We start from the raw sequence: 18,662 nt of genomic DNA on the forward strand, positions 1-18,662 counted from the left end.
GCAGGGGCCGCGTCCCTGGCCCGGGGTGGCACCCCGGTCTGCCCTCGGGCCTTGATAAGTCGGGGAAACCGGGATGAAAGGAAAAACTTGGCGCAGCTTGAAAATGCGCGGGAACTAAACGGATTCATGGCACAGGGCAGGCACGTCCGGCACTTCATGATGTCTTACAAGTTCGCCATCGACGAGACGATGACGAAACTGAACATCCTGAAGGAAGAGTTCAACCACGCCCGCGATTACAGCCCCATCGAACACATTAGCCACCGGCTTAAATCCCCCGAAAGCATTGTGGCCAAGGCCCGGCGTCAGGGCCACGGGCTGTCCCTGGACGAGATCCGCGAAAACGTCCGTGACATTGCCGGCGTCCGCGTCACTTGCAGTTTCATTTCCGACACCTACAAGGTCTGCGACATGCTCACCGGGCAGCACGATGTCACCGTCGTTCAGATCAAGGACTACATCAAAAACCCCAAACCCAACGGCTACAAGAGCCTGCACGTGATTCTGCGGATACCGGTGTTCAGGAGCGACCGGGTCGAACACGTGAATGTGGAGATCCAGATTCGGACTATTGCCATGGATTTCTGGGCCAGCCTTGAGCACAAGATCTACTACAAGTACGACCGCGACATCCCCCCGCGCCTGCTGCATCAACTCAGGGACGCCGCGGACGTGGCGAACCGACTCGACAAGGAAATGGAACAGATCCACGACGAGGTAGCGAACCGTCACCCCGCCCCCGATCAGCCGCCGGGGACCTACCTGCCGGAACCGTTCCTGCACGCCGTCGGCAGGAACACACCAGTCTCCGGCAGCCCTGTTGCCGAAGAGAGCTTTGCAGCCCGGGCTCCTCTGGCCTGAACCCATCCCCGGAAAGCGACCGCTGAACGCAGGACGATGACTAACCGCCTCAGTCCTTGCAACAACGTTTACTTGTTAGCCAGTGAAAGAAGGAGAACTTCCATGGCATCCGAAATTAATCGGGTCGAACATACTCCCACTCCAGCCCGCCTTGATGACGTTTCCGGCCTTCGTCGCGGCGACCAGATCGAGGCCACCGGCCCCGGCAGAGTCCGCTATCGCGGCCGGGTGGAAGAGACCGCCCCGGAAATAGGGGTCGTCTGGATCACGGACGAACCTCTCGGCAACCGCAGCATGCTCGACACCGTCGACTACAGCATCCGCGTCATCCGGAGCTGAGACGCAGAACTGCCCGGTTTAAACAATGGGACCTCCCGCGTGATCCGATACCACAGGATCGACCCAATACAGCGGATTTGGCAGGACGATCAGAGACAAGTGCGATTCCAAACAATCATGTATGGACCCCGAAGCCCTGCAGCCAGAACCCAAAAAATCCGGTGAAGGCCGATAACAGCGCGCATATGCCCCCGGCCGGAGTCGCAAGTGCCAATGGACTCCCCCAGCCGACCCCCGGGCCCAGGTATTTCGACAGTCTCTGTCTTGCGGCGTCCGCGTCGGACCGATTGTCCGGTCGGCGCCGTTGTTCTGGGCGCTTAAGCTGGCAGTATGACTGGTTCCTCTCCCGGGTGTTTTGAGCGGATTGTTCTCATCTACAATCCGGACGCCGGCAAGGCCCCGGTATATTTGGCCGAACAACTGCGCGGGGACCTAGCCCGCCGACTGCCGGATGTGCCGGTTCAGGTGCGCCACACCGAATCGGCCGGCCACGCCCGCGAACTGGCGCGCGCTACGGCGCAGGACGGCAGGCCGCTGATTGTTTCCGTCAGCGGCGACGGCGGCTTCAACGAAGTGGTCAACGGGGTGATGGATGTCCCGGGCACGGGTGCAGTCTGCGCCCTGATGGCCGGTGGTAACGCCAACGACCACCGCCGCAGCACCCGGCGGCAGCTTCTGATCGACGCGATTGCCGGCGGCGAAGTCAGGCGGATCGACCTGCTGAGGCTGCGGGTCGGCGGCGGGGCACAGCAGTGGTCGCGCTACGCACACTCCTATATCGGGTTCGGCCTGACGCCGCTGATGGCCATCGGGATCGAAAGGGGCCAGAAGGGAGTAGTAAAGGAACTCGTCTCGGTAGCCCGCACGGTCACAGGACTGCGGCCCTTCGAGATCGTCCGGGCCGATGGCGCCCGGGCGAGACTGGACAGCCTGGTCCTTGCCAACATCCCGGATATGGCCAAGTATTTCAGGCTCAGCGAGTCCGGCCATCCCGCGGACGGGAAGTTCGAAGTAGTGATGCTGCCCCATGCCAGCAAGTGGCGCATGGCACTGATGACCCTCCGCGCGGTGACAGTGGGCTTGGGCGAACAGCCCAGCGTCAGCCGCTACGCGTTCACCACGACTGATAGCATCCCGGTCCAGACTGACGGCGAAATCATGACCCTCGCTGCCGCGTCGGAGGTGTTGGTGGAGTCGGTGCCAGGAGCCTTGGCCGTCATCGGCTGAAGCTGTCCGGGTGACGGTCCGCCTGAACGGAGCTTCATGCCGCCAGCAGGAACCTGCCTTCGGTCAGCGGGACTGGCTGGCTTCCGGTTTCAGGTCCTCTCGGGTCCGGGCGTCAGCGGACACGGAGAAGTCCGCCTACGGCCGCGATGAACAGGACCAAACCAAGATTGACCTCTCGGCATTCGTCCTTCGTCCAAGCATTAGGCCAACCGTTGCCACTCTGCTCTTACGCGGTTTCTCGCCCTACGCGCAACTACAGCCTGCGCTGTCGGAACATGGGGAAGGACTCCCGCACCCTGGCTACCGTCTCAAGCGAGATATTCACCGTCCCAAGACCGGGTTCGAGGCCGAGGTCGGCTTCGGTGGCGCCCATCGGGTCCACCAGAGTGCTTCGGCCTACCGAGACCGGCGGCGCCTGGCACACTCCAGCCACATATACGCTGTTTTCGATGGCGCGCGCGGCGTTCAGGGCCAGCCACTGTTCGGTCTTGTGCGTACCTGGCACCCAGGACGAGCAGACCAGCAGGACCTGGGCGCCCGCGTCGGCAAGCGATCTGGCCAGTTCCGGGAACCGCAGGTCGTAGCAGGTCATCAGGCCGAAGCGCGTTCCTTCGGATTCGAACACTACAGGACGAGTGGACGGGCCTGGCTTGATGAACGTCGACTCGCCGAAGCCCTGGGCGTCGAAAAGATGGATCTTCCGGTAGGAGGCCAACCGGTTCCCGTCTTGCCCGAACGCCACCAGGGTGTTGTACGCCTTGCCCGGTTCGTCCGAGGTTTCCACCGTACCTGCCACCAGCGCGATGCGGTGGCGACGGGCGGTGCTGGCGAGTTGCTGGCAGACAGGACCGTCCAGGGGCTCCGCCACTTCGGGGAACGTCGCGTCCACAGCCTTTTTCTCGTATGTGGCGTATTCCGGGAAGGCGACCAAGGTGGCGCCGTCGCGGGCTGCCTCAGCGGCGAACCGGTCGATCGCGTCGAGGTTGCCATGGATGTCGGTGCCCGACGAAAGCTGCCCGAGCGCTATCCTCACGATTGTTCCTTCCATTGGGTCAGGCGTCGGACCCTATCAGGCGGTCGCCTCAACCGTGGCCTTTTCCGTGGCGGTCATTTCCGGGGGTGCCGCCTTAAAGCCTTTGGTAATCAGCGCCAGGACAACCGCGCCAAGTACCAGCCAGGACACTCCCAGCGTGATCGCGTTACTGTCCAGCTGTGAGAGCAGGTAGGCGCAAATCACGGCTCCGATCACCGGGACCACGACGTAGGACACGGGATTCAGCCGGCGCCCGGCACGGCGCTGGCGCACGTAGTGGAACACCACCGAGGCGTTGACCAGGCTGAAGGCTGTGAAGGCGCCGAAGTTGATGAATGATGTCGACGTGGCCACGTCGAGGAAGATCGCGATCAATCCCACGATGCCAGTGAAGATCAGGTTTACCACCGGAGTGTGAAATTTCGCGCTGAGTTGGCCGAAGACAGCCTTGGGCAGGACGGAGTCCCGCCCCATGGCATAAAGGAGGCGCGAGGCGCTGGCCTGCGCGGCGAGGCCGGAGGCGAACTGCGCCACCACCAGGCCGGCGAGGAAGACCGCGCCGAACAGCTGCCCGCCGATCTGCAGTGCGATGGAACTGGCCGCTGAGGCCGAGTCCTCGAACACGCCGCCGGGGTGGACCAGCTGGGTCACGTAGGACACTGCCACGAAGATACCGCCGCCGATCAGGGCGATGAGCATGATGGCGCGGGGCATGTTCTTGCGCGGTTCGACGGTCTCCTCGGTGAGGGTGGTGACGGCGTCGAACCCGAGGAACGAGTACGCGGCGATGGCGGCGCCGGCGGAGATGGTGGCGAAGCTCGAGGTGTCGTTGAAGAACGGCTGAGTGCTGGCCAGGCCGCCGAAGCCCGCGGTGGACACCACATTGCCGATGGACAGGGCCACAAAGAACACGATGACCAGCAGCTGGAACGCCATGAGCACGTAGTTGGCCTTGTCCGCCACCTTGATGCCGAGGATGTTCAGCAGCGTGGTGATGAGGATGAAGCCAACGATCCAGACCCCAACGGGGATCCCGGGGAACTGCGCGCTCAGGTACGAGCCGCCGATAAGCCAGATCACCATCGGCAGGAAGAGGTAATCCAACAGGATGGCCCAGCCGACGAGGAATCCGACCCTAGGATCGATCGACCGGCGGACGTAAGTGTAGGCGGAACCGGCCACGGGGTATGCGATGGCCATCCGACCGTAGCTGTGGGCCGTGAACAGCATGGCGACCATTGCCACTAGGTAGGCGGACGGCGATGCCCCGCCGGTGGTCTCGGCAATGATGCCGAAGATTCCCAGGACAATCAAAGGGGTCAGGTACGCCAGGCCGAACAAGACCAGGGAGGGCAGTTTCAGCGTGCGGGTGAGGGTTGGTGATGTCGTCACAGGTGTTCCTTAGGCGATGAAGGACTGAGGAGCCCAGGTAGCAGGGCTTATCCTGCCCTGGTAAACGGGAAGTTCGACGGCGTCTTCTCCGTCGCGGAACTGGGACCAGGGCCGGTTAAGGTTTTCGGTGCCGTGGGTTCTGACATGCTGGACGGCGGCGAGGTCCAGATCCGCTGTCAGCAGCACCGGGGCGTCGTCGTCGGCCTCGGCGAGGGTGTTGCCCTCCGGGTCGACAATGATGCTCCTGCCTTTGCCTGTGGGCCCGGCACAGTTGACGCTGACCACGAAGACCTGGTTTACGATGGCGTTGGCCTTGGCCAGCACGAGTTCTTGCCGCCGGTCCGGCGTCGTGGTTTTCACGACGTTGAGGATGACCTCGGCGCCCATCCAGGCGAGCTGGCGGGACACCTCCGGGAACCACGCGTCGTAGCAGATGTTCAGACCTACTCTGCCTATTCCCGCCAGATCCACGGTGGTGAACCGGTCGCCGGGGTCATAGGGCTCAAACGGGCGCCAAGGGAAAACCTTCCGATAGGACCCCGCAAGCTCGCCCTCCGGGGACAGGACCAGCTGGGTGTTGAACAACTGCCCTTCTGGACCGCGCTCACAGACGCTGCCGGGCACCAACCAGATGCCCAGGTCGCCGGCGAGCTGCCGGAGCTCGTTGACCCGGGGTCCGTCCAGCGGTTCTGCGGACTCCTGGAGCATTTCGGTGCGCTGCTGGTCCGGGTCAGAATCCCCAAACAAGTGCAGCTCAGGGAAGACCACCAGCGTACTGTGCGGCTTGACAGCGAGGGCGGCTTTGACCTCGTCCGCGAAAGCCGAGAGGGGTTCACCGATGAGCCGGGGCGGGGCTTGGGCAGCGATGAGGGGAAGAATGCGTTGCATGTTATCTCCACGTTGGGGATGTGATCCGGACTATATTAGATCAGAATGATCTAATTATGGGAAGGGGTGATGAGAGGCCGTAAAGTAGCGCTTATGATCCGTCTGTTTGAGGACACCGCCGAGCCCTCGCCCATCCGTTCCGGAAGGATGCCCGGGACAGACCGCCGAAGCGCGATCGATGCCGTCCGACTGCGGATTGGCATGGCGATTTCGCTGGGGTTGCTACAGCCCGGGGAGCGACTGCCCGACCAGGAGGACGTGGCCCTAGGCCTGTCGGTCAGCCCGATCACTGCTCGCCGAGCGTTAGCGAGTCTGGCGCAGCAGGGTGTGTTGGTCCGCCGTCGCGGCCGGGCCGGGGGTACGTTTGTTGCGGACGAGCCGCCGCGGAGCGTGTTGGCCGAACTGTCGGCAACACCGGCCGAGTTTCAGGCTGTAAATCGGTTGGTCGACAGCAGACTGCTCTTCGAATGCGCTGTAACGCATTACGCGGCGGTCAACGCCACAGCTGAACAATTGGAGGAGCTGGACCGACTGACCGTTGAGATGGCAAAGTCCACGGACTGGTCCTATTATCACCAAGCGGACGAGCGGTTCCATCAACTGGTCGGCACCGCGTCAGGGCTGGGCACCGCCGTCGAGGCTTACCACGATACGCTCACGGAGCTCTATGAGTACTTCATCCCCTACCCGATCGAACGGCTGCATAAATCGAATGGCGACCACATCGCGCTCGTGGCGGCCATGCGCGCCGGCGACGTTCAGGAAGCCGTAGAGGTCTCCCGCAGACACGTGGACATCCTGCACCGAACCATGTTCATGGGCTTGGTTCGTGGCGAGGCCACATCCACCTCTACCTAATGCACCCCCCTCGAAATACACCTTCGCTCCGCAGACACGAAGTTTCGGGTGACTTCTTGGTCGCGCAGATCTTTGAGAAAGCGGGCCTGCCTGAGAGTGTCCTTCACTTAACCTCTGGGGATGCCGCCACGGGTACAGCGCTGGGCGCTGACCCCAACGTCCATTCCTTTAGTTTCACGGGATCCACGGCTGTGGGACGTGCAGTGGTGAAGGCGGCGGCCGAGGCCCTCAAGCCGGTTCAGGTCGAGCTCGGAGGCAGCAACCCTTTCATCGTTCTCGAGGACGCGGATCTTGATGTTGCTGTGCAGGTCGGTCTGGCATGTTCTGTTTTCGCAACGGGCAAGAGTGCCTTGTCGCCAGCCGCCACCTCGTGCACGGGTCTGTCATAGCCGAGTACACCGAAAAGATCACCGCAGCAGCACGCGAAGTGAAAGCGACGGACCCCCGCAGCGATCCGACCACCATGCAAGGTCCCCTCATCAACCAGACTTCGGTCGATCGCGTGCTCGACCTCATCGCAAGAGCAGAAGCAGCCGGAGCACAAAGCTCTGCGGCGGCAACCCGGAGGGCCAGTACTTCCCGGCAACGGTGCTTGAAAACGTGCATCGACAACCCGCTCTTCCAGGAAAAGACTTTCGCACCGGTCGTTGCCATCACCTCATTCAAGTCGGACGAAGACTCCTTGGAACTGGCTAACGCAACCGAATACGGGCTCACGGCTGCCATTTCAGCCGGGACGTCGATCATGCGGAAGTCATTGCCAGTCAGCTCATCGTCGGAAACGTCCACATGAAACGACCTCACCGCTCTGGCTGTCGCATGAGCCCCGCTGGCCGGCATCGGTGCCTCCGGAAACGGGGCAGCGTTCGGCGGCTCCTCCGATGTGGAGGCCTACGCCCGCTGGGAGTGGCTAACGAGGAGCTGAGGGAAGGACGCGCGGCAGCTCCGCTCCGTCAAGCACAGGCATCACCGCAGCTAGAAATACCCAGGAGCCGAGTGCAGAAACCAGTCCCTAGTTTCTACAATCCGACAGGCGCCAACGCCGGGACTGAAGTTGCTGAGCGCACCCCAACGGTGTGCCTTCCTGTCCACCGGGGTGTTTTCCGTTGTGTGCCGGTTTAGGCGGCCAGGGCAATACCAGTGGGGGTCCGTGCGAGTCTGGCCGGGGGGATGATGCTAAGCCGGCATTCGGACTGGTCCGGATCGACCCGGCGCGGCAACTGCCGTGCCTCACAGCACCCCAGAAGCTGTTCCATGGCTTCGGCTTGAACGGTTGCCCGCTTCAGGTCAAGGACGATGTCCAGGCCGAGAGTAAGCGAATTGGCTCGTCTGGCCACGATATACAAGGCCTTGACGTTTCGGGTAGTCACCCGGCCCCTGATCCCGATTCGGGCCTGTGAGCCATCAAGGTCCAGTTGAACGAGGGCTTTCACCTTGTCGCTCGTCCGGTCGCCACCCGCAGCATCCAACGCGCTCGAGGTCGGATTGGGCGCCTCTGTCTGGTCCTCAGACAAGGACAAGGCCCGCGAGTGGCCGCCCGGACCCAGGCAGGCACCGTGTGGATCAACAAGCACGGTGCCGTGGACCCGCGGGTTCCGTTCGGTGGTGCGAAGCAGTCCGGCTATGGCCTGGAATTCGGCGTCGAAGGCCTCAAACACCTCGGCCAGCCCCAAGTGATCAGCTACTAAGCACAGCGCCGGTCCGTGCGCTCAACTTCACGTATATGACGAGGGGCTGGTCCCGCAGCATCACCTGCGGGACCAGCCCCTCGTCATAGGAAACTTAGACATTGAAGCGGAACTCCACCACGTTCCGTAACCGAATAACCTCTGGCGCGGCCATAGGCAAGTCTTCATGTGGCTAATGTTCCGCTCGCTCCCCACGGAGTTCGTCGAACTTTCCGCTTCGCGATATGAATTACCAATCCGATGCTTGTCCAGAATTTAACAAAGGCCAACCAGTAGCATTTCTGTACGAACAGGAGGCGGGTGTGGCCGTCACAGCGAGCGAAGCCCGGCGCAACCTTGACAGTTTCATTGACGAGTCCACCTCGACCGCACCGCAGTAGAGATTGTGTCAAAGCGTGGGTCCGCGGTCTTGACGTCGAAAGCCGAGTACGACTCGTTGATGGAAACAAGCTACCTGCTGGCGTCGCCCAGGAACGCGCACCGTCTCATGTCGGCTCTGGAATCCGCCCGCGCGGCCGATACCGAGCGCAGGCGATGACCCAGTTAGGCCATGGTTCACGATTCCCGGCCCTGAGTGCGGATTGACTGGAGCCCTTTGGTTCCGGGATTGATACTAGGCCGACACTAGACTCCGGAGTATGAGCAATCCGCAGACTTTCCCTGATGCCTCGTCAGACTCACCCACACAACCGGTTTCGACCCGGCCGCGCGCTGAAGTGACCACGCGGGTGGCATTCGCGTGCGCGCTGGTCGCGGTCGTGTTCACCTGATTCACCACATTCGCCGCGCCCTTGGCCGCGCAGCAGGCGGCGGCCCGTGGGGACTACGGCAACCTTTTCACGTTCTGGACCATCGCCTGGGGCATTGTGCTCGTCCTCGATCTCTTAGCCCTTGTCCTTGGAACCAGAGGCGCACGGCAGCCCACAGGGAAGGTGCCCTCAGGTGCCGCGATCGGTATCGGCGCGACAGGCGTGCTCGGTGTCCTGGTGTACAACCTCGTGACATTCCAAGTCATGCCCTTCATCAGCTGAGAGCAGGCCCAGTCTCCAACGGTCTCGACGCGTCCGACATGCGGTTCTCGGCGCGGGCCAACAGTCCAACAGGTGGGCGGCTCCATGGCAAATAACGCCGGAGACTTACGTGGCCGGCTCGACCATTTGAAATCTACGGTCGCCGCAATCACCTTGACTACACGCGGCGGGGCGCACTCGATGCCATCTCGCCCCAGTTCATGGCGACGTAGAGGGCCGGGACCCCGCCGTTGAGGGCGTCGGCACGATGTTGTGGTTGAGGCGGAACAGGTTCTGCGGGTCGAAGCGGTTTTTCAGGGCCACCAGCCGGTCGTACGTTTTCGGCCCGTAGGCCTGGCGCGCGGCGTCGGTGGCGTCGTAACCGACTTCTGCACCGAGGAAGTTGACGTATTGGCCGTGCTCGGCAAGCGGCTGCATATTGGCGTAGGCCTTCCGGGCGAACCCGCTGAGCCGCTCGTCCTCCGCTGGGTCCTTCCAGAAGCCGTATACATTCAGCCAGTACTTCGCCGAACGGTTGGGAAACGCTGTCGCATCCTCGGGCACACGTCCGAAGGCCCCTTGCATGTGGTGGATGTCGATCCCCGTTCCGAACCACGTCACCTCGGAGGCGAAGCCGACCAGGACATCGACGGCCTCTTCATCCAGTCTGGAGAATGACACGTTCTTCCAGTACCCCCGGGCTCCCTTGGGAAAGAGGCTGTCCATGGCGGACTGCCACTCCAGCCAGGCCGCGGGCCCCACTTCCTCCTCGTCCGGGAGTGCCGCTTCCCGCAGCTGCCCAATCAACTCGAGCCCTGGCTGATGGTTCTCGGAGGCCCAGGCAAAGCCGATGATCATCCACGGCTCCTCCCCCATCTCGAAGTCGGGCGGCAGCACCAGGATCGAGATGATCGGGTTCATCTCATCGGGCAGGTCCTGGGTCCAGCGATCAAAGGCCTGCAGGGCGTCCCTCCAACGCTCCGGGCGGTAGAAGAAATTTCCCCCCAGTACGGCAGCCGGCAACGGACGGGCCCGGAAGGTGAAAGATGAGACCACTCCGAAGTTCCCGCCCCCACCGCGCAGGCCCCAGAACAGCTCGGGGTTTTGCTCCTCGCTGACCTGCAAGTGCTCGCCTGTGGCGGTGACGACGTCGGCGGAGACAAGGTTGTCCAAGCTCAGCCCGTTGGACCGGGTCAGCCAGCCCACACCGCCACCAAGGGTCAGCCCGGCGACCCCGGTCGCGCTGATCACCCCGAGCGGGACGGCAAGTCCGTGCGGAACAGTGGCATGGTCGACGTCCGCCAAAGTCGCACCGGGTCCGACGGTCACAAGCCGCTGCCCTGCTTCGACCTCCACACCGCGCAACTGGCCCAAATCCAGCACCAGGCCGCCTTCGACCGTGCCATGGCCGGCGATGTTATGCCCGCCCCCGCGCACAGCCAGCGGCAGCCCGGTGCTCCGCGCCATGTCCAGGACGTGGTCGATGTCAGCAACCGTGCCCGCCCGGATAACCGCCCGCGGGTGCACGTCGATCATCCCGTTCCACACTGCTCGGGCCTCGTCAAAGAGCGGATCCTGCGGTTCAACCACCGACCCGGCCAGATGGCTGCGCAGCTCCTGCAGGGCGCGGTCGGTTTCGCCGTCCTGGTCGCCATGATCCATTGTGTTCATTGGTCTGTTGCTTCCCTGACGCGGGGGTTTGACGTCCCTTAATCCAGCAGTGGATTAAAATTCGCCGGTGCCGGCGATGCCCGGGCGGTACCTGCCCAGGACGCGCCCTGAGGTGTTCCGGCCCGGGAATACGGTCCAGCCGACAATGCACTGGAACAGCGCGTGGTGGCCTCAAGTATAGATTCGCCCGAGTCACCGGACAACAGACCCACCGGAGTGCCTGCTTTTCAAGGAAGAGCGAATTGGCCGATCTTCCCTGAAGACCCTGACATGGAGCACCCCTCCGCCCTACTCAGACAAGCTGAGGGTGGTCCGGGAAGCCGCCGTCCGCCGTCATCATGCAGGAAACGACAACCCCTAGGCAGCCCGGTCAGAGCGGGAGTAGCATACCGAAATGGATCACCCGGGAGATGCCGGGCAAGGGCTGGCGCCGCCACTGCCAGGGACCGCCCAGCGGGCAACCGCACTAGCCTGGAGGGTCGTATGGGACAGCATGTGAAGGCCGGGGAGCTGGAGACCTGGACGGAGCAGGTCGGCCAGGGCCCCGACGTGCTGCTGATCGGCGGGCTCGGGGACACAGTGGAGTCCTGGCAGTTCCAGCTGGACGGGCTGGCGGACCGTTACCGGATGACGGCTTTCGACAACCGCGGGGCTGGCCGGACGGCCATGCCCCAGGGGCAGCCGACCGTGGAGGCGATGGCTGACGACGCTGCCGCGGTGCTGCACTCGTTGGGAGTCTCCTCGGCCCATGTGGCCGGGTTCTCCGGCGGCAGCATCATTGCCCAGGAGCTCGCGCTGCGCCACCCCGAAGCCGTCCGCAGCATGGTGCTGCAAAGCACGTGGTCAGCGATGGACGACTTCATGAAGACGATGATCCGGGCCTTCCACTGGCAAGCCGAGCTGGCGCCCAGCGAGCGTGACTTCCTGGAGGGGTTCTTCATCTGGGTCTACACCGCCAGGGCCCACAATGACGGGACGGTCGACCGGTTCATCGAGGACGCCATGGCCTTCCCGCACAAGCAGAGCACGGAGGACTTCCTCGCGTTCGCCGACGCCTGCGCGCGGCACGTAACGGCCGGCAGACTGAACGCCATTCAGGTTCCAGTACTGGTGCTCGCCGGCGGCGCCGACAGGATGAGCCGCCCTGAGCTCGGTAAGGCGGTGGCCGATGAGATCCCCGGAGCCCGGTTCGAGGTAATGGAGGAGGAAGCGCACCAGCCCTTCCAAGAGGTCCCGGACGCCTGGAACGCGCGGGTGGATGAGTTCTGGCAGGAGGCGGAGAGGCTCCACTCGGGTACGACGTCGAGCTAACCCCGGCACCCGATGTCCTTCTAAGTGTCGGAACGCCGGGCAGCAGCGTCTGCCATTCCGGGATCCCCGGTTCAAGGACTGTTGGCCAGTGACTCGCTTTCGGCCCGAGGCCTCGCTCTCCGTCTAGGCGGATCGCCCCGCCAACCAGGCGAAAGCAACCACCAAAAATGAGTATTTTCCCGAATTGTTGAATCCGCCAGCGCCTGGGCCAACAGGTCCGCGGCGCGGACGAGCCGCGGACCCAGCCTGGGCGAACCGGAGCGGATAACGGCGGCGACTCGCTATTATGTACCCCTCAACGGGTCTTAGCCTTTGCCAAGGGTAGAGCGAGCATAAGGGAACTCTCTATGTACAACCCTTCTCGCAGGCGCTGCGTTCGACCAGCCCTTTTGCATGTTTACGGGCTGCTGCGCCCGGCCCAGGCCGCCATCAGGAGTCCTGTCAGCACCGCCGCCCCGGCAAAGCCTTCCGACGAGGTCCAGTCAGTGGACGGCTTGGTCAGTGCGACCGTAATGACCAAGCAGGAGAGCAGGAACTCAGTGCCAGCCCGCACCGGCTGCCCCCGATAGACAGGAGATGCGATGAAAAGTGTCAGCGGCACCCACTGCACCGCGGTGAGCAGGAGGGGCCGAAGATCGGATAGAACCCGGACATAACGAAGAACAGCCAGGATGCGGCCAGGGTCGGCACGAACAGGGACAGTTTCACGGCCTGCCGTTTCCTTGATGCTGAGCGCCCCTTTCTTCATCAGGTTCGCTTTCCCAGGTTTGGTCGGGTCTTAGGAGCGGGTGAATGCCAGTATGCCGGCTGCCATTCTGGTTGCCGCTCCGTGCTGGACGATGTGCGGCTTGCCCTGTATTTCCAGGAAGCGGCCGTGCGCAGCGATGGCTGCCAGTTTTTGGCACCAGGACCGGGGCGCCACCGGATCGCGTGAGCCGCGGACTACCAGAACGGGCTGGGCGATCCGGCTCACTCTCGCTTCCAGATCGTAGGACATCATCACCGGAAGTTCGGTCAGGTACCAGCGTATGCCGGAGCGCACGTAGTCGGTGAATACGATGGCATTGCCCACCGGGCTTTCCGTGAGCGAGTTGGCCCCCAGGGCGAGGGCTTGGAGTAAGACGCTTCGGCGTGCTGAATCGACAACGGGGCCGATCAGCACAACGTGCGAGACCAGGTCAGGCCGTATCAGGGCAAGTTCGGTGGCGAACTGCGTTCCCATGGAATGCCCGACCACCACGACCGGTCCGGTGCCCAGCTCAACGAGGGTGCCCGCGATGACAGCAGCATACTCTGCGACGGAAATCTGCCGGTCCGGCTTCGCGGCAGCACCGAATCCCGGTAGGTCGAAGGAATGGACTTCTCCGTGTCCCGCCAAGATCCGCTGCAGCCTGCGGTAGTAGCGGTGGGACATGCCGATACCGTGCAGCAACACGAAAACAGGGTTTCCCGACGTGGCGTGCGGCCCGGCCAGAGAGTAAACATGGGCGTCCCAACGGCCGGTGGTCACAATCCTTGCCGATATTCTGGTGTCCGCGTCCCCACCCGGGGTTCCGCGCGTGCCGCGCCTTCCAGCCGCGGCTGGAGTTTCTGCGCTTTTGGGATCCATCAGGTCACCTTACGGGAAGGAGCAGACCGGGCCGGCAGATCGGACACCACTTATTCCCGGACCTACCGTACCTAAACCTTCGAAGCTATCCAATACGGAATCTTAACGGGGCCTCCGACAACGGGAGGGAGGATGAAAGCTGCGCTGGAGCCAAGCAGTCGGCTTCAGCGCTTGACCCTGCTGCCCTGCAGCGCTCGGGCTTGCCCGGTAGCCCTGGACACTTCACGTTCGCTATCACGGCCGGTCCAGGTCATCGGGACCGCGGAGTACTCGGGGCCGCGAAGGTTCACCCACCAGGCAAGCCGCGCAGACTCAGGCGCGTCCGCGGGTAGCGGGACGGCCTTAGCAACGTGTTTAGCCGAGAATCGGCAGGGCCGAGGGTGCGCTCTCGACCTTGACGAAGGTGCCGGCGTCTACGGACTTCACTTCACCGTCGATCTGATAGGGCAGGGGCTTGAGCGTGGTGAACTCGTAGCTGCTTACGCTGGGCTGGTCCCCGAGCCCCTGGGTGGTGGCGCGCAGGGCCTTCAGCAGGACCCGCCACTTGGACATGTGCGGGAAGATAACCACTTCGAATTTTCCATCCGAGAGCTTGTCGTCGGCCTCGCTGAGCGTGGCGTACTTCGCCATCTCGGCAATGTTAGCGAAGACGATACTGTCGAACTTCCGGCGCTTGCCGTCGCTCTGGAGGATTGCGAAGGGCTGAAACTTCGAAAATGTCCGCACCACGGAGAACATCTCCTTGAGGGCGCCTTTGCTCCCCTTTTCCAGATCGATCGCCATCACCGGCGTCAGACCGAATCCGACATAGGAGTGCGCGTATTCATCCGGAGCGTCCGGCCCTTGGCCGGTGTGGATGCGCAGCAGGTCGATATGCCGCACCCGGCCCTGGGCGATCGCTTCTGCCAGCGGCATCGTGCCCGTGGTCCGCCGGTGATCATTCGCGTTTCCAGCCGCCATCACAGCACACACCGCGTTAGGGTTGCCGGACTGCATGACACCGTTGACCACTTCGTTGTACCCGCCGTCACCGCTGACGGACACGATGAGCACGTCGCGGCCTCCGGCAGCCGCCTCACGCGCCAGCGTGACGGCATGGCCCGCATGCCCCGTTGGCTGCAGCCTGATATCCGGGGCATAGGACAACAGCTCCCTCAACCCGTCGCACAACTGCTCCGCCAACTTCGGTGCATCACCGGTGCTGTTGGGATTGAAGATGATGACAATCGATTCAAAGCTCCGTGCAGAATCCATCACGCACTCCAGTAAAAACTAGTGGATGCCCACCGTGCACCGACCCCGTCGAAAATACAAGGCCAGCCCCGGAATCCGCCTCGCCGCCCGGACAGCTGCCATGGTCCCACTTCATCATGAACAGGCCACGCAGGCCTAGAACCAGCACCGTTTAGCCGCCAGGCGGAGAACGCCGGCAACGGCGCTTCTGTCCTTGGACATTCAGCCCTGTCCAAGCCTGCCGGACATTTCCGTGACCAACAGCAAGGACTCACATACGCGGTCGAGTCGGTGCCGAGCGCTGCGGCCAACGACATACCCTTGAAATTGACGACCAAAGTAGCTCATCATTGCGCTTGGAACGACCGACCGATAAGCAGGCAAAGCGAGGAAAACGGTGAAGCAGCGTCACATCTCCGACGACGGCGGCGTGACCTGCCAACGCAGTCCAGATCCCGACGATTCCCCCGGGGCTCTTACGATCGACCAACTACTCCTTGAGAGCCGCATCGGGCTCGAGCGTGTTCACGCTTCGGATCTTGAGCGGGAGATGGCTGGGGGCGCCCTTGTTGTTGACACACGGCCGGTCGATCAGCGAGAACGCGACGGAGATCTGCCGGGAGCGGTCGTCATTGACCGAAACGTTCTCGAGTGGCGGCTCGACCCTTCCAGCCCCCACCGGCTCCCGATCGCTGACGACCCCGCTCGACGGATCGTGGTCGTCTGCAATGAGGGCTACAGCTCCAGCCTCGCTGCCCACACCCTGCAACGGCTGGGACTGACCCGTGCGAGCGACCTTATCGGCGGTTTCCAAGCCTGGGCAGCACTGCGCAAGCAGTCCGGCTAAAAAGCGTGTCAGGGCGGCGGACCGTTTCCTCGCCAAAGGTTGGCCGGCGCCGAGGCCCGGCCGCAGATAGCGCAGCGGACGACGCATCGACTGGTTTCGATGATCCAGTTGTGAACAGGATCGTCGACGACGAAACCCCTATCCATGGGCAATGGCCGCGGGTCAGAGGACTTTCTTCACCACACTGGACTTTAGTTGCATCCGCCCAAACCCAGGAACAGTCGCATCAATGTCGTGATCGCCCACGCCGTCCTCAATGAGTCGGATGCCGCGCACCTTCGTGCCGACCTTCACGACACCGCCACCGGCGCCCTTGACCTTGAGGTCCTTGACGATCGTGACTGTGTCACCATCGGCGAGCACATTGCCAACGGCATCCTTGAACGAAGCGGTCTCGGGCGTGGTCTCGGCCGAGTCTTTCGGCCATTCATGGCCGCACATCGGGCACACCAGCAAGGGGCCCTGCTCGTAGGTGAACGCCTCGTGGCACTCCGGGCAAGCCGGCAGACCGTCAGACATTGAAGCGGAATTCAACCACGTTCCGTAGCTGAATAACCTCAGGGTACGGCCTCCCTGAGCTAGGCCGTCATGGACCAGCGGACCTGTTTGGATCGCGATGCCGAAGGCCACGAGATTAGCCGGGGGGCGAAGTACCGCCAGCAAAGCTAGGACTCACCGCATCGCCACACGTAGAAACGTCAGGAGACCAGATCCTCATCAGCAGGTGCCTCTGACGAGTCGTCGGCGTCGTCTACCCAGGCGAAGGCTGCAGATACTGCAGCCTCGTCAGTCTTGAGGATGCGCAGTCCCGTGCGTGCGAGCGAGTAGAACTGGTCCACCCAGGCTGTAGCCAACTCGACGTTTCCTCCCATGTTTAGCGACAAACTGGGAATGAGGTGCATCCCGTGGAGAACATTCAAGCAGGGCTCCATCACATGCGTTTCCACTGACCACCATTCAGAGTGCGCTACCCCACTAGAGAGCGAGTACGTCTGCCGATAGAAGTCCAGGAGATCAGTTTCTTTAGCCATGTCGCGGATAGACTTGCCGTCAGCGAAGGTGTCTCGAGTATCGACTGTTCGGTGATCGAGCACGTCATCGTTGTGGCTTAGACGCTGGAGTTCGTCGATGCTTTCGCGAAAGCCAGCGGCTCGCGCTTCGTCAGGCAACTCGTCTGAGATGCGTGCGTAGAGCTTCGCCTTGCCGGCCCCATATTCCTGGAACTGCCTATAGATAGTTGGGTCCTGCTGCGCCATCCAGTGAAGGTAGATCCTGGTCTCTACCAACATGCGACCGATGTGTGCGCCGTGTTCCAGGCACCACAGATCGGGAGCACCCAGCACCGCCACGAGATCACGACCGGCACGGGCCACAAGCCCGGAAACAACTTCCTGTCGTTCGTTCGCGTACAGGTGGGCCGGGGCAGTTTCCAGCGCCTCGACGAAGCTGCTCAGCACGTCCAAAGTGAATCGGCGCAGGTTCTCACCGCCATCGGGCATGGAAGTTGGCTCGGCTTCATCGGGGTGGACGGACGATGCAACCCGCCCATCCTGTCGGCTGTCAGCTGGTTCCGCGGGGCCGCCGTCGGGGCTTTCGGCGTCCCGCTTCCGAATGCATCTGGATGTCATCGAGTTCGCTCCCCAGAACACGCGTGCCCACTTGATCGCTTCATCGAAGTGGTTTAAATCATCGGCCTGCACCACCCCTCTGTGTGCACCCCACATCGCACGCACCGTCGTGTCAGCCGACGCACGGGTGGCGAGGTCACCCGGGTAGTTCTTCAGCAGATCGATCGTGGGGCCGCTTGACCTGAACGTTCCGGCCTGGACGGTGCTCCAAGTACGGAAGCATTTCAGCAGTGCCTCATGATGGCCGTCCCGAAGGACAGAGAGCAGCGCATCCCGGATCAGTTCCAAGTCTCGTTGTTTCGGTGGTGTGACCTCGACGTCACCGACAAGCCACGGGGCCGGCAGATACGGGTACGACGCCAGCGCGCTGCGGACGCCTTCAGAAAGCAGGCCATGTCGGCTGGCCTCGTCGACGACGATTTCGGATGCATCGGAGAACTTGGCGTCCAGGGCAGCCAGATGCGAGAGTCGGCCGTCCAACGCCTCTGCGACCCACGCCACCTCTCCATGATGGGCGAGCCCTTCCTGTACAGCTTTCTGCCATTTCACGAACTGCCGGAAGCTGTCAGCGCCTTGCTCTGCAAGTACGAGTGCGGGCCAGAGGAGATCCGGGAAGTCGTCCTTGATCCAGTTCCCCAGAATTAACATGCCGGTCGCTGCTAGAGGAGACTTGAACACGCGGCCTTTTTTCACATGGCCAGCCATGGGCCCCGAGTGTTGGTTTGGCTTCCGGATGCTCATGTCAGAAATCTACCTCGTTGATCCGACACAGCCGACTAGCTTCGCAACCGCGTCGATGTGTCGATGGACCGCCCGCGCCGAACTCAACGGGCCTCCCGGCCGGCGCGTGCAGATTGGAGCGCCCGAGCAGTCAATTGCATCGCTGTGACAGCACCTAATAACCTCTGACATAACAACTGCCCAAAGGCCGTACGGGGCGGCCACCCAATGAAAAAACCTGTGGTGCACGCCTATGCGTTCGGCCTGTTATCCAAGCCGAAGCAGTTTCACTTCTGCCATGAATTCTTTGCGGCCAGGGGCCGTGCCACACCATCTCCGACTCTATG

18 protein-coding genes and 2 pseudogenes are annotated in these 18,662 nt (G+C 62.7%); 11 read left to right on the forward strand and 9 right to left on the reverse strand.

Annotated features, from left to right (window positions below):
- Positions 1–87: 87 nt before the first annotated feature.
- The 3 genes from AC5RWG_RS05455 to AC5RWG_RS05465 all read left to right on the forward strand — a co-directional run bounded on the left by AC5RWG_RS05455 (position 88) and on the right by AC5RWG_RS05465 (position 2,427).
- The gene (locus AC5RWG_RS05455; protein WP_494166527.1) at positions 88–861 is read left to right on the forward strand and encodes a GTP pyrophosphokinase; all 774 of its coding nucleotides are present in this window, start codon (positions 88–90) and stop codon (positions 859–861) included.
- Positions 862–963: 102 nt separating this feature from the next.
- Entirely contained in the window at positions 964–1,200 is a 237-nt protein-coding gene (locus tag AC5RWG_RS05460) for a hypothetical protein (RefSeq protein WP_494166528.1), read from the forward strand.
- Between the two features lie 330 nt (positions 1,201–1,530).
- The gene (locus AC5RWG_RS05465) at positions 1,531–2,427 is read left to right on the forward strand and encodes a diacylglycerol/lipid kinase family protein (protein WP_494166529.1); all 897 of its coding nucleotides are present in this window, start codon (positions 1,531–1,533) and stop codon (positions 2,425–2,427) included.
- A gap of 253 nt (positions 2,428–2,680) precedes the next feature.
- Here AC5RWG_RS05465 and AC5RWG_RS05470 read toward each other — a convergent pair whose 3' ends face one another.
- Genes AC5RWG_RS05470 through AC5RWG_RS05480 form a run of 3 tightly spaced genes read right to left on the reverse strand, consistent with a single transcriptional unit; the run spans position 2,681 to position 5,740 of the window.
- The gene (locus AC5RWG_RS05470; protein WP_494166530.1) at positions 2,681–3,460 is read right to left on the reverse strand and encodes a carbon-nitrogen hydrolase family protein; all 780 of its coding nucleotides are present in this window, start codon (positions 3,458–3,460) and stop codon (positions 2,681–2,683) included.
- Positions 3,461–3,496: 36 nt separating this feature from the next.
- On the reverse strand, positions 3,497–4,852 hold the full coding sequence (locus AC5RWG_RS05475; RefSeq protein WP_494166531.1) for an APC family permease: 1,356 nt from the start codon (positions 4,850–4,852) through the stop codon (positions 3,497–3,499).
- A 9-nt stretch (positions 4,853–4,861) separates the two neighbouring features.
- Positions 4,862–5,740 (reverse strand): carbon-nitrogen hydrolase family protein, encoded by an 879-nt coding sequence (locus AC5RWG_RS05480; RefSeq protein ID WP_494166532.1) that lies wholly within the window; start codon positions 5,738–5,740, stop codon positions 4,862–4,864.
- A gap of 93 nt (positions 5,741–5,833) precedes the next feature.
- Here AC5RWG_RS05480 and AC5RWG_RS05485 point away from each other — a divergent pair, with 93 nt between their 5' ends.
- The 6 genes and pseudogenes from AC5RWG_RS05485 (at position 5,834) to AC5RWG_RS05510 (ending at position 9,317) form a co-directional block, all read left to right on the forward strand.
- A complete protein-coding gene (locus AC5RWG_RS05485; protein ID WP_494166533.1) occupies positions 5,834–6,598 on the forward strand; it encodes a FadR/GntR family transcriptional regulator in 765 nt (254 codons plus the stop codon).
- Positions 6,598–7,391, forward strand: a pseudogene (locus AC5RWG_RS05490) (aldehyde dehydrogenase family protein). The gene AC5RWG_RS05485 and the pseudogene AC5RWG_RS05490 overlap by 1 nt, the downstream one beginning before the upstream one ends.
- A 671-nt stretch (positions 7,392–8,062) precedes the next feature.
- A pseudogene (locus tag AC5RWG_RS05495) lies at positions 8,063–8,286 on the forward strand (aldehyde dehydrogenase family protein); the annotation flags it as partial.
- A gap of 385 nt (positions 8,287–8,671) precedes the next feature.
- Complete coding sequence (locus AC5RWG_RS05500) at positions 8,672–8,824, forward strand: type II toxin-antitoxin system Phd/YefM family antitoxin (protein WP_494049631.1); 153 nt, start codon at positions 8,672–8,674, stop codon at positions 8,822–8,824.
- A 100-nt stretch (positions 8,825–8,924) separates the two neighbouring features.
- Positions 8,925–9,056: a hypothetical protein gene (locus tag AC5RWG_RS05505; protein WP_494049630.1), complete on the forward strand. Its 132-nt coding sequence runs from the start codon at positions 8,925–8,927 to the stop codon at positions 9,054–9,056.
- Positions 9,057–9,077: 21 nt separating this feature from the next.
- Complete coding sequence (locus tag AC5RWG_RS05510; RefSeq protein ID WP_494049629.1) at positions 9,078–9,317, forward strand: hypothetical protein; 240 nt, start codon at positions 9,078–9,080, stop codon at positions 9,315–9,317.
- 198 nt (positions 9,318–9,515) lie between these two features.
- Here the strand turns inward: AC5RWG_RS05510 and AC5RWG_RS05515 are convergent, their stop codons facing one another.
- Positions 9,516–10,967: an FAD-binding oxidoreductase gene (locus AC5RWG_RS05515; RefSeq protein ID WP_494049628.1), complete on the reverse strand. Its 1,452-nt coding sequence runs from the start codon at positions 10,965–10,967 to the stop codon at positions 9,516–9,518.
- 483 nt (positions 10,968–11,450) lie between these two features.
- Between AC5RWG_RS05515 and AC5RWG_RS05520 the strand changes: the two genes are divergently transcribed.
- A complete protein-coding gene (locus AC5RWG_RS05520) occupies positions 11,451–12,278 on the forward strand; it encodes an alpha/beta fold hydrolase (RefSeq protein WP_494131993.1) in 828 nt (275 codons plus the stop codon).
- 397 nt (positions 12,279–12,675) lie between these two features.
- Here the strand turns inward: AC5RWG_RS05520 and AC5RWG_RS05525 are convergent, their stop codons facing one another.
- From AC5RWG_RS05525 to AC5RWG_RS05535, 3 genes are all read right to left on the reverse strand, one after another.
- The gene (locus AC5RWG_RS05525; protein WP_494110098.1) at positions 12,676–13,026 is read right to left on the reverse strand and encodes a hypothetical protein; all 351 of its coding nucleotides are present in this window, start codon (positions 13,024–13,026) and stop codon (positions 12,676–12,678) included.
- Between the two features lie 30 nt (positions 13,027–13,056).
- Positions 13,057–13,713 carry an alpha/beta fold hydrolase gene (locus AC5RWG_RS05530; RefSeq protein WP_494049625.1) on the reverse strand — a complete coding sequence of 219 codons (657 nt, stop codon included), beginning with the start codon at positions 13,711–13,713 and terminating at the stop codon, positions 13,057–13,059.
- A 528-nt stretch (positions 13,714–14,241) separates the two neighbouring features.
- Positions 14,242–15,141, reverse strand: coding sequence for a diacylglycerol/lipid kinase family protein (locus AC5RWG_RS05535; RefSeq protein ID WP_494049624.1), 900 nt, complete (start codon positions 15,139–15,141; stop codon positions 14,242–14,244).
- 529 nt (positions 15,142–15,670) lie between these two features.
- Here AC5RWG_RS05535 and AC5RWG_RS05540 point away from each other — a divergent pair.
- On the forward strand, positions 15,671–15,967 hold the full coding sequence (locus AC5RWG_RS05540) for a rhodanese-like domain-containing protein (RefSeq protein WP_494050096.1): 297 nt from the start codon (positions 15,671–15,673) through the stop codon (positions 15,965–15,967).
- Positions 15,968–16,129: 162 nt separating this feature from the next.
- Here the strand turns inward: AC5RWG_RS05540 and AC5RWG_RS05545 are convergent, their stop codons facing one another.
- Together AC5RWG_RS05545 and AC5RWG_RS05550 are read right to left on the reverse strand one after the other, a co-directional pair.
- Positions 16,130–16,486 carry a zinc ribbon domain-containing protein YjdM gene (locus AC5RWG_RS05545; RefSeq protein ID WP_494049623.1) on the reverse strand — a complete coding sequence of 119 codons (357 nt, stop codon included), beginning with the start codon at positions 16,484–16,486 and terminating at the stop codon, positions 16,130–16,132.
- 179 nt (positions 16,487–16,665) lie between these two features.
- Entirely contained in the window at positions 16,666–18,300 is a 1,635-nt protein-coding gene (locus AC5RWG_RS05550) for a DUF5677 domain-containing protein (RefSeq protein ID WP_494166534.1), read from the reverse strand.
- Positions 18,301–18,662: the final 362 nt, after the last annotated feature.

The sequence above is a fragment of the Arthrobacter sp. Y3221160 genome, assembly GCF_059092585.1.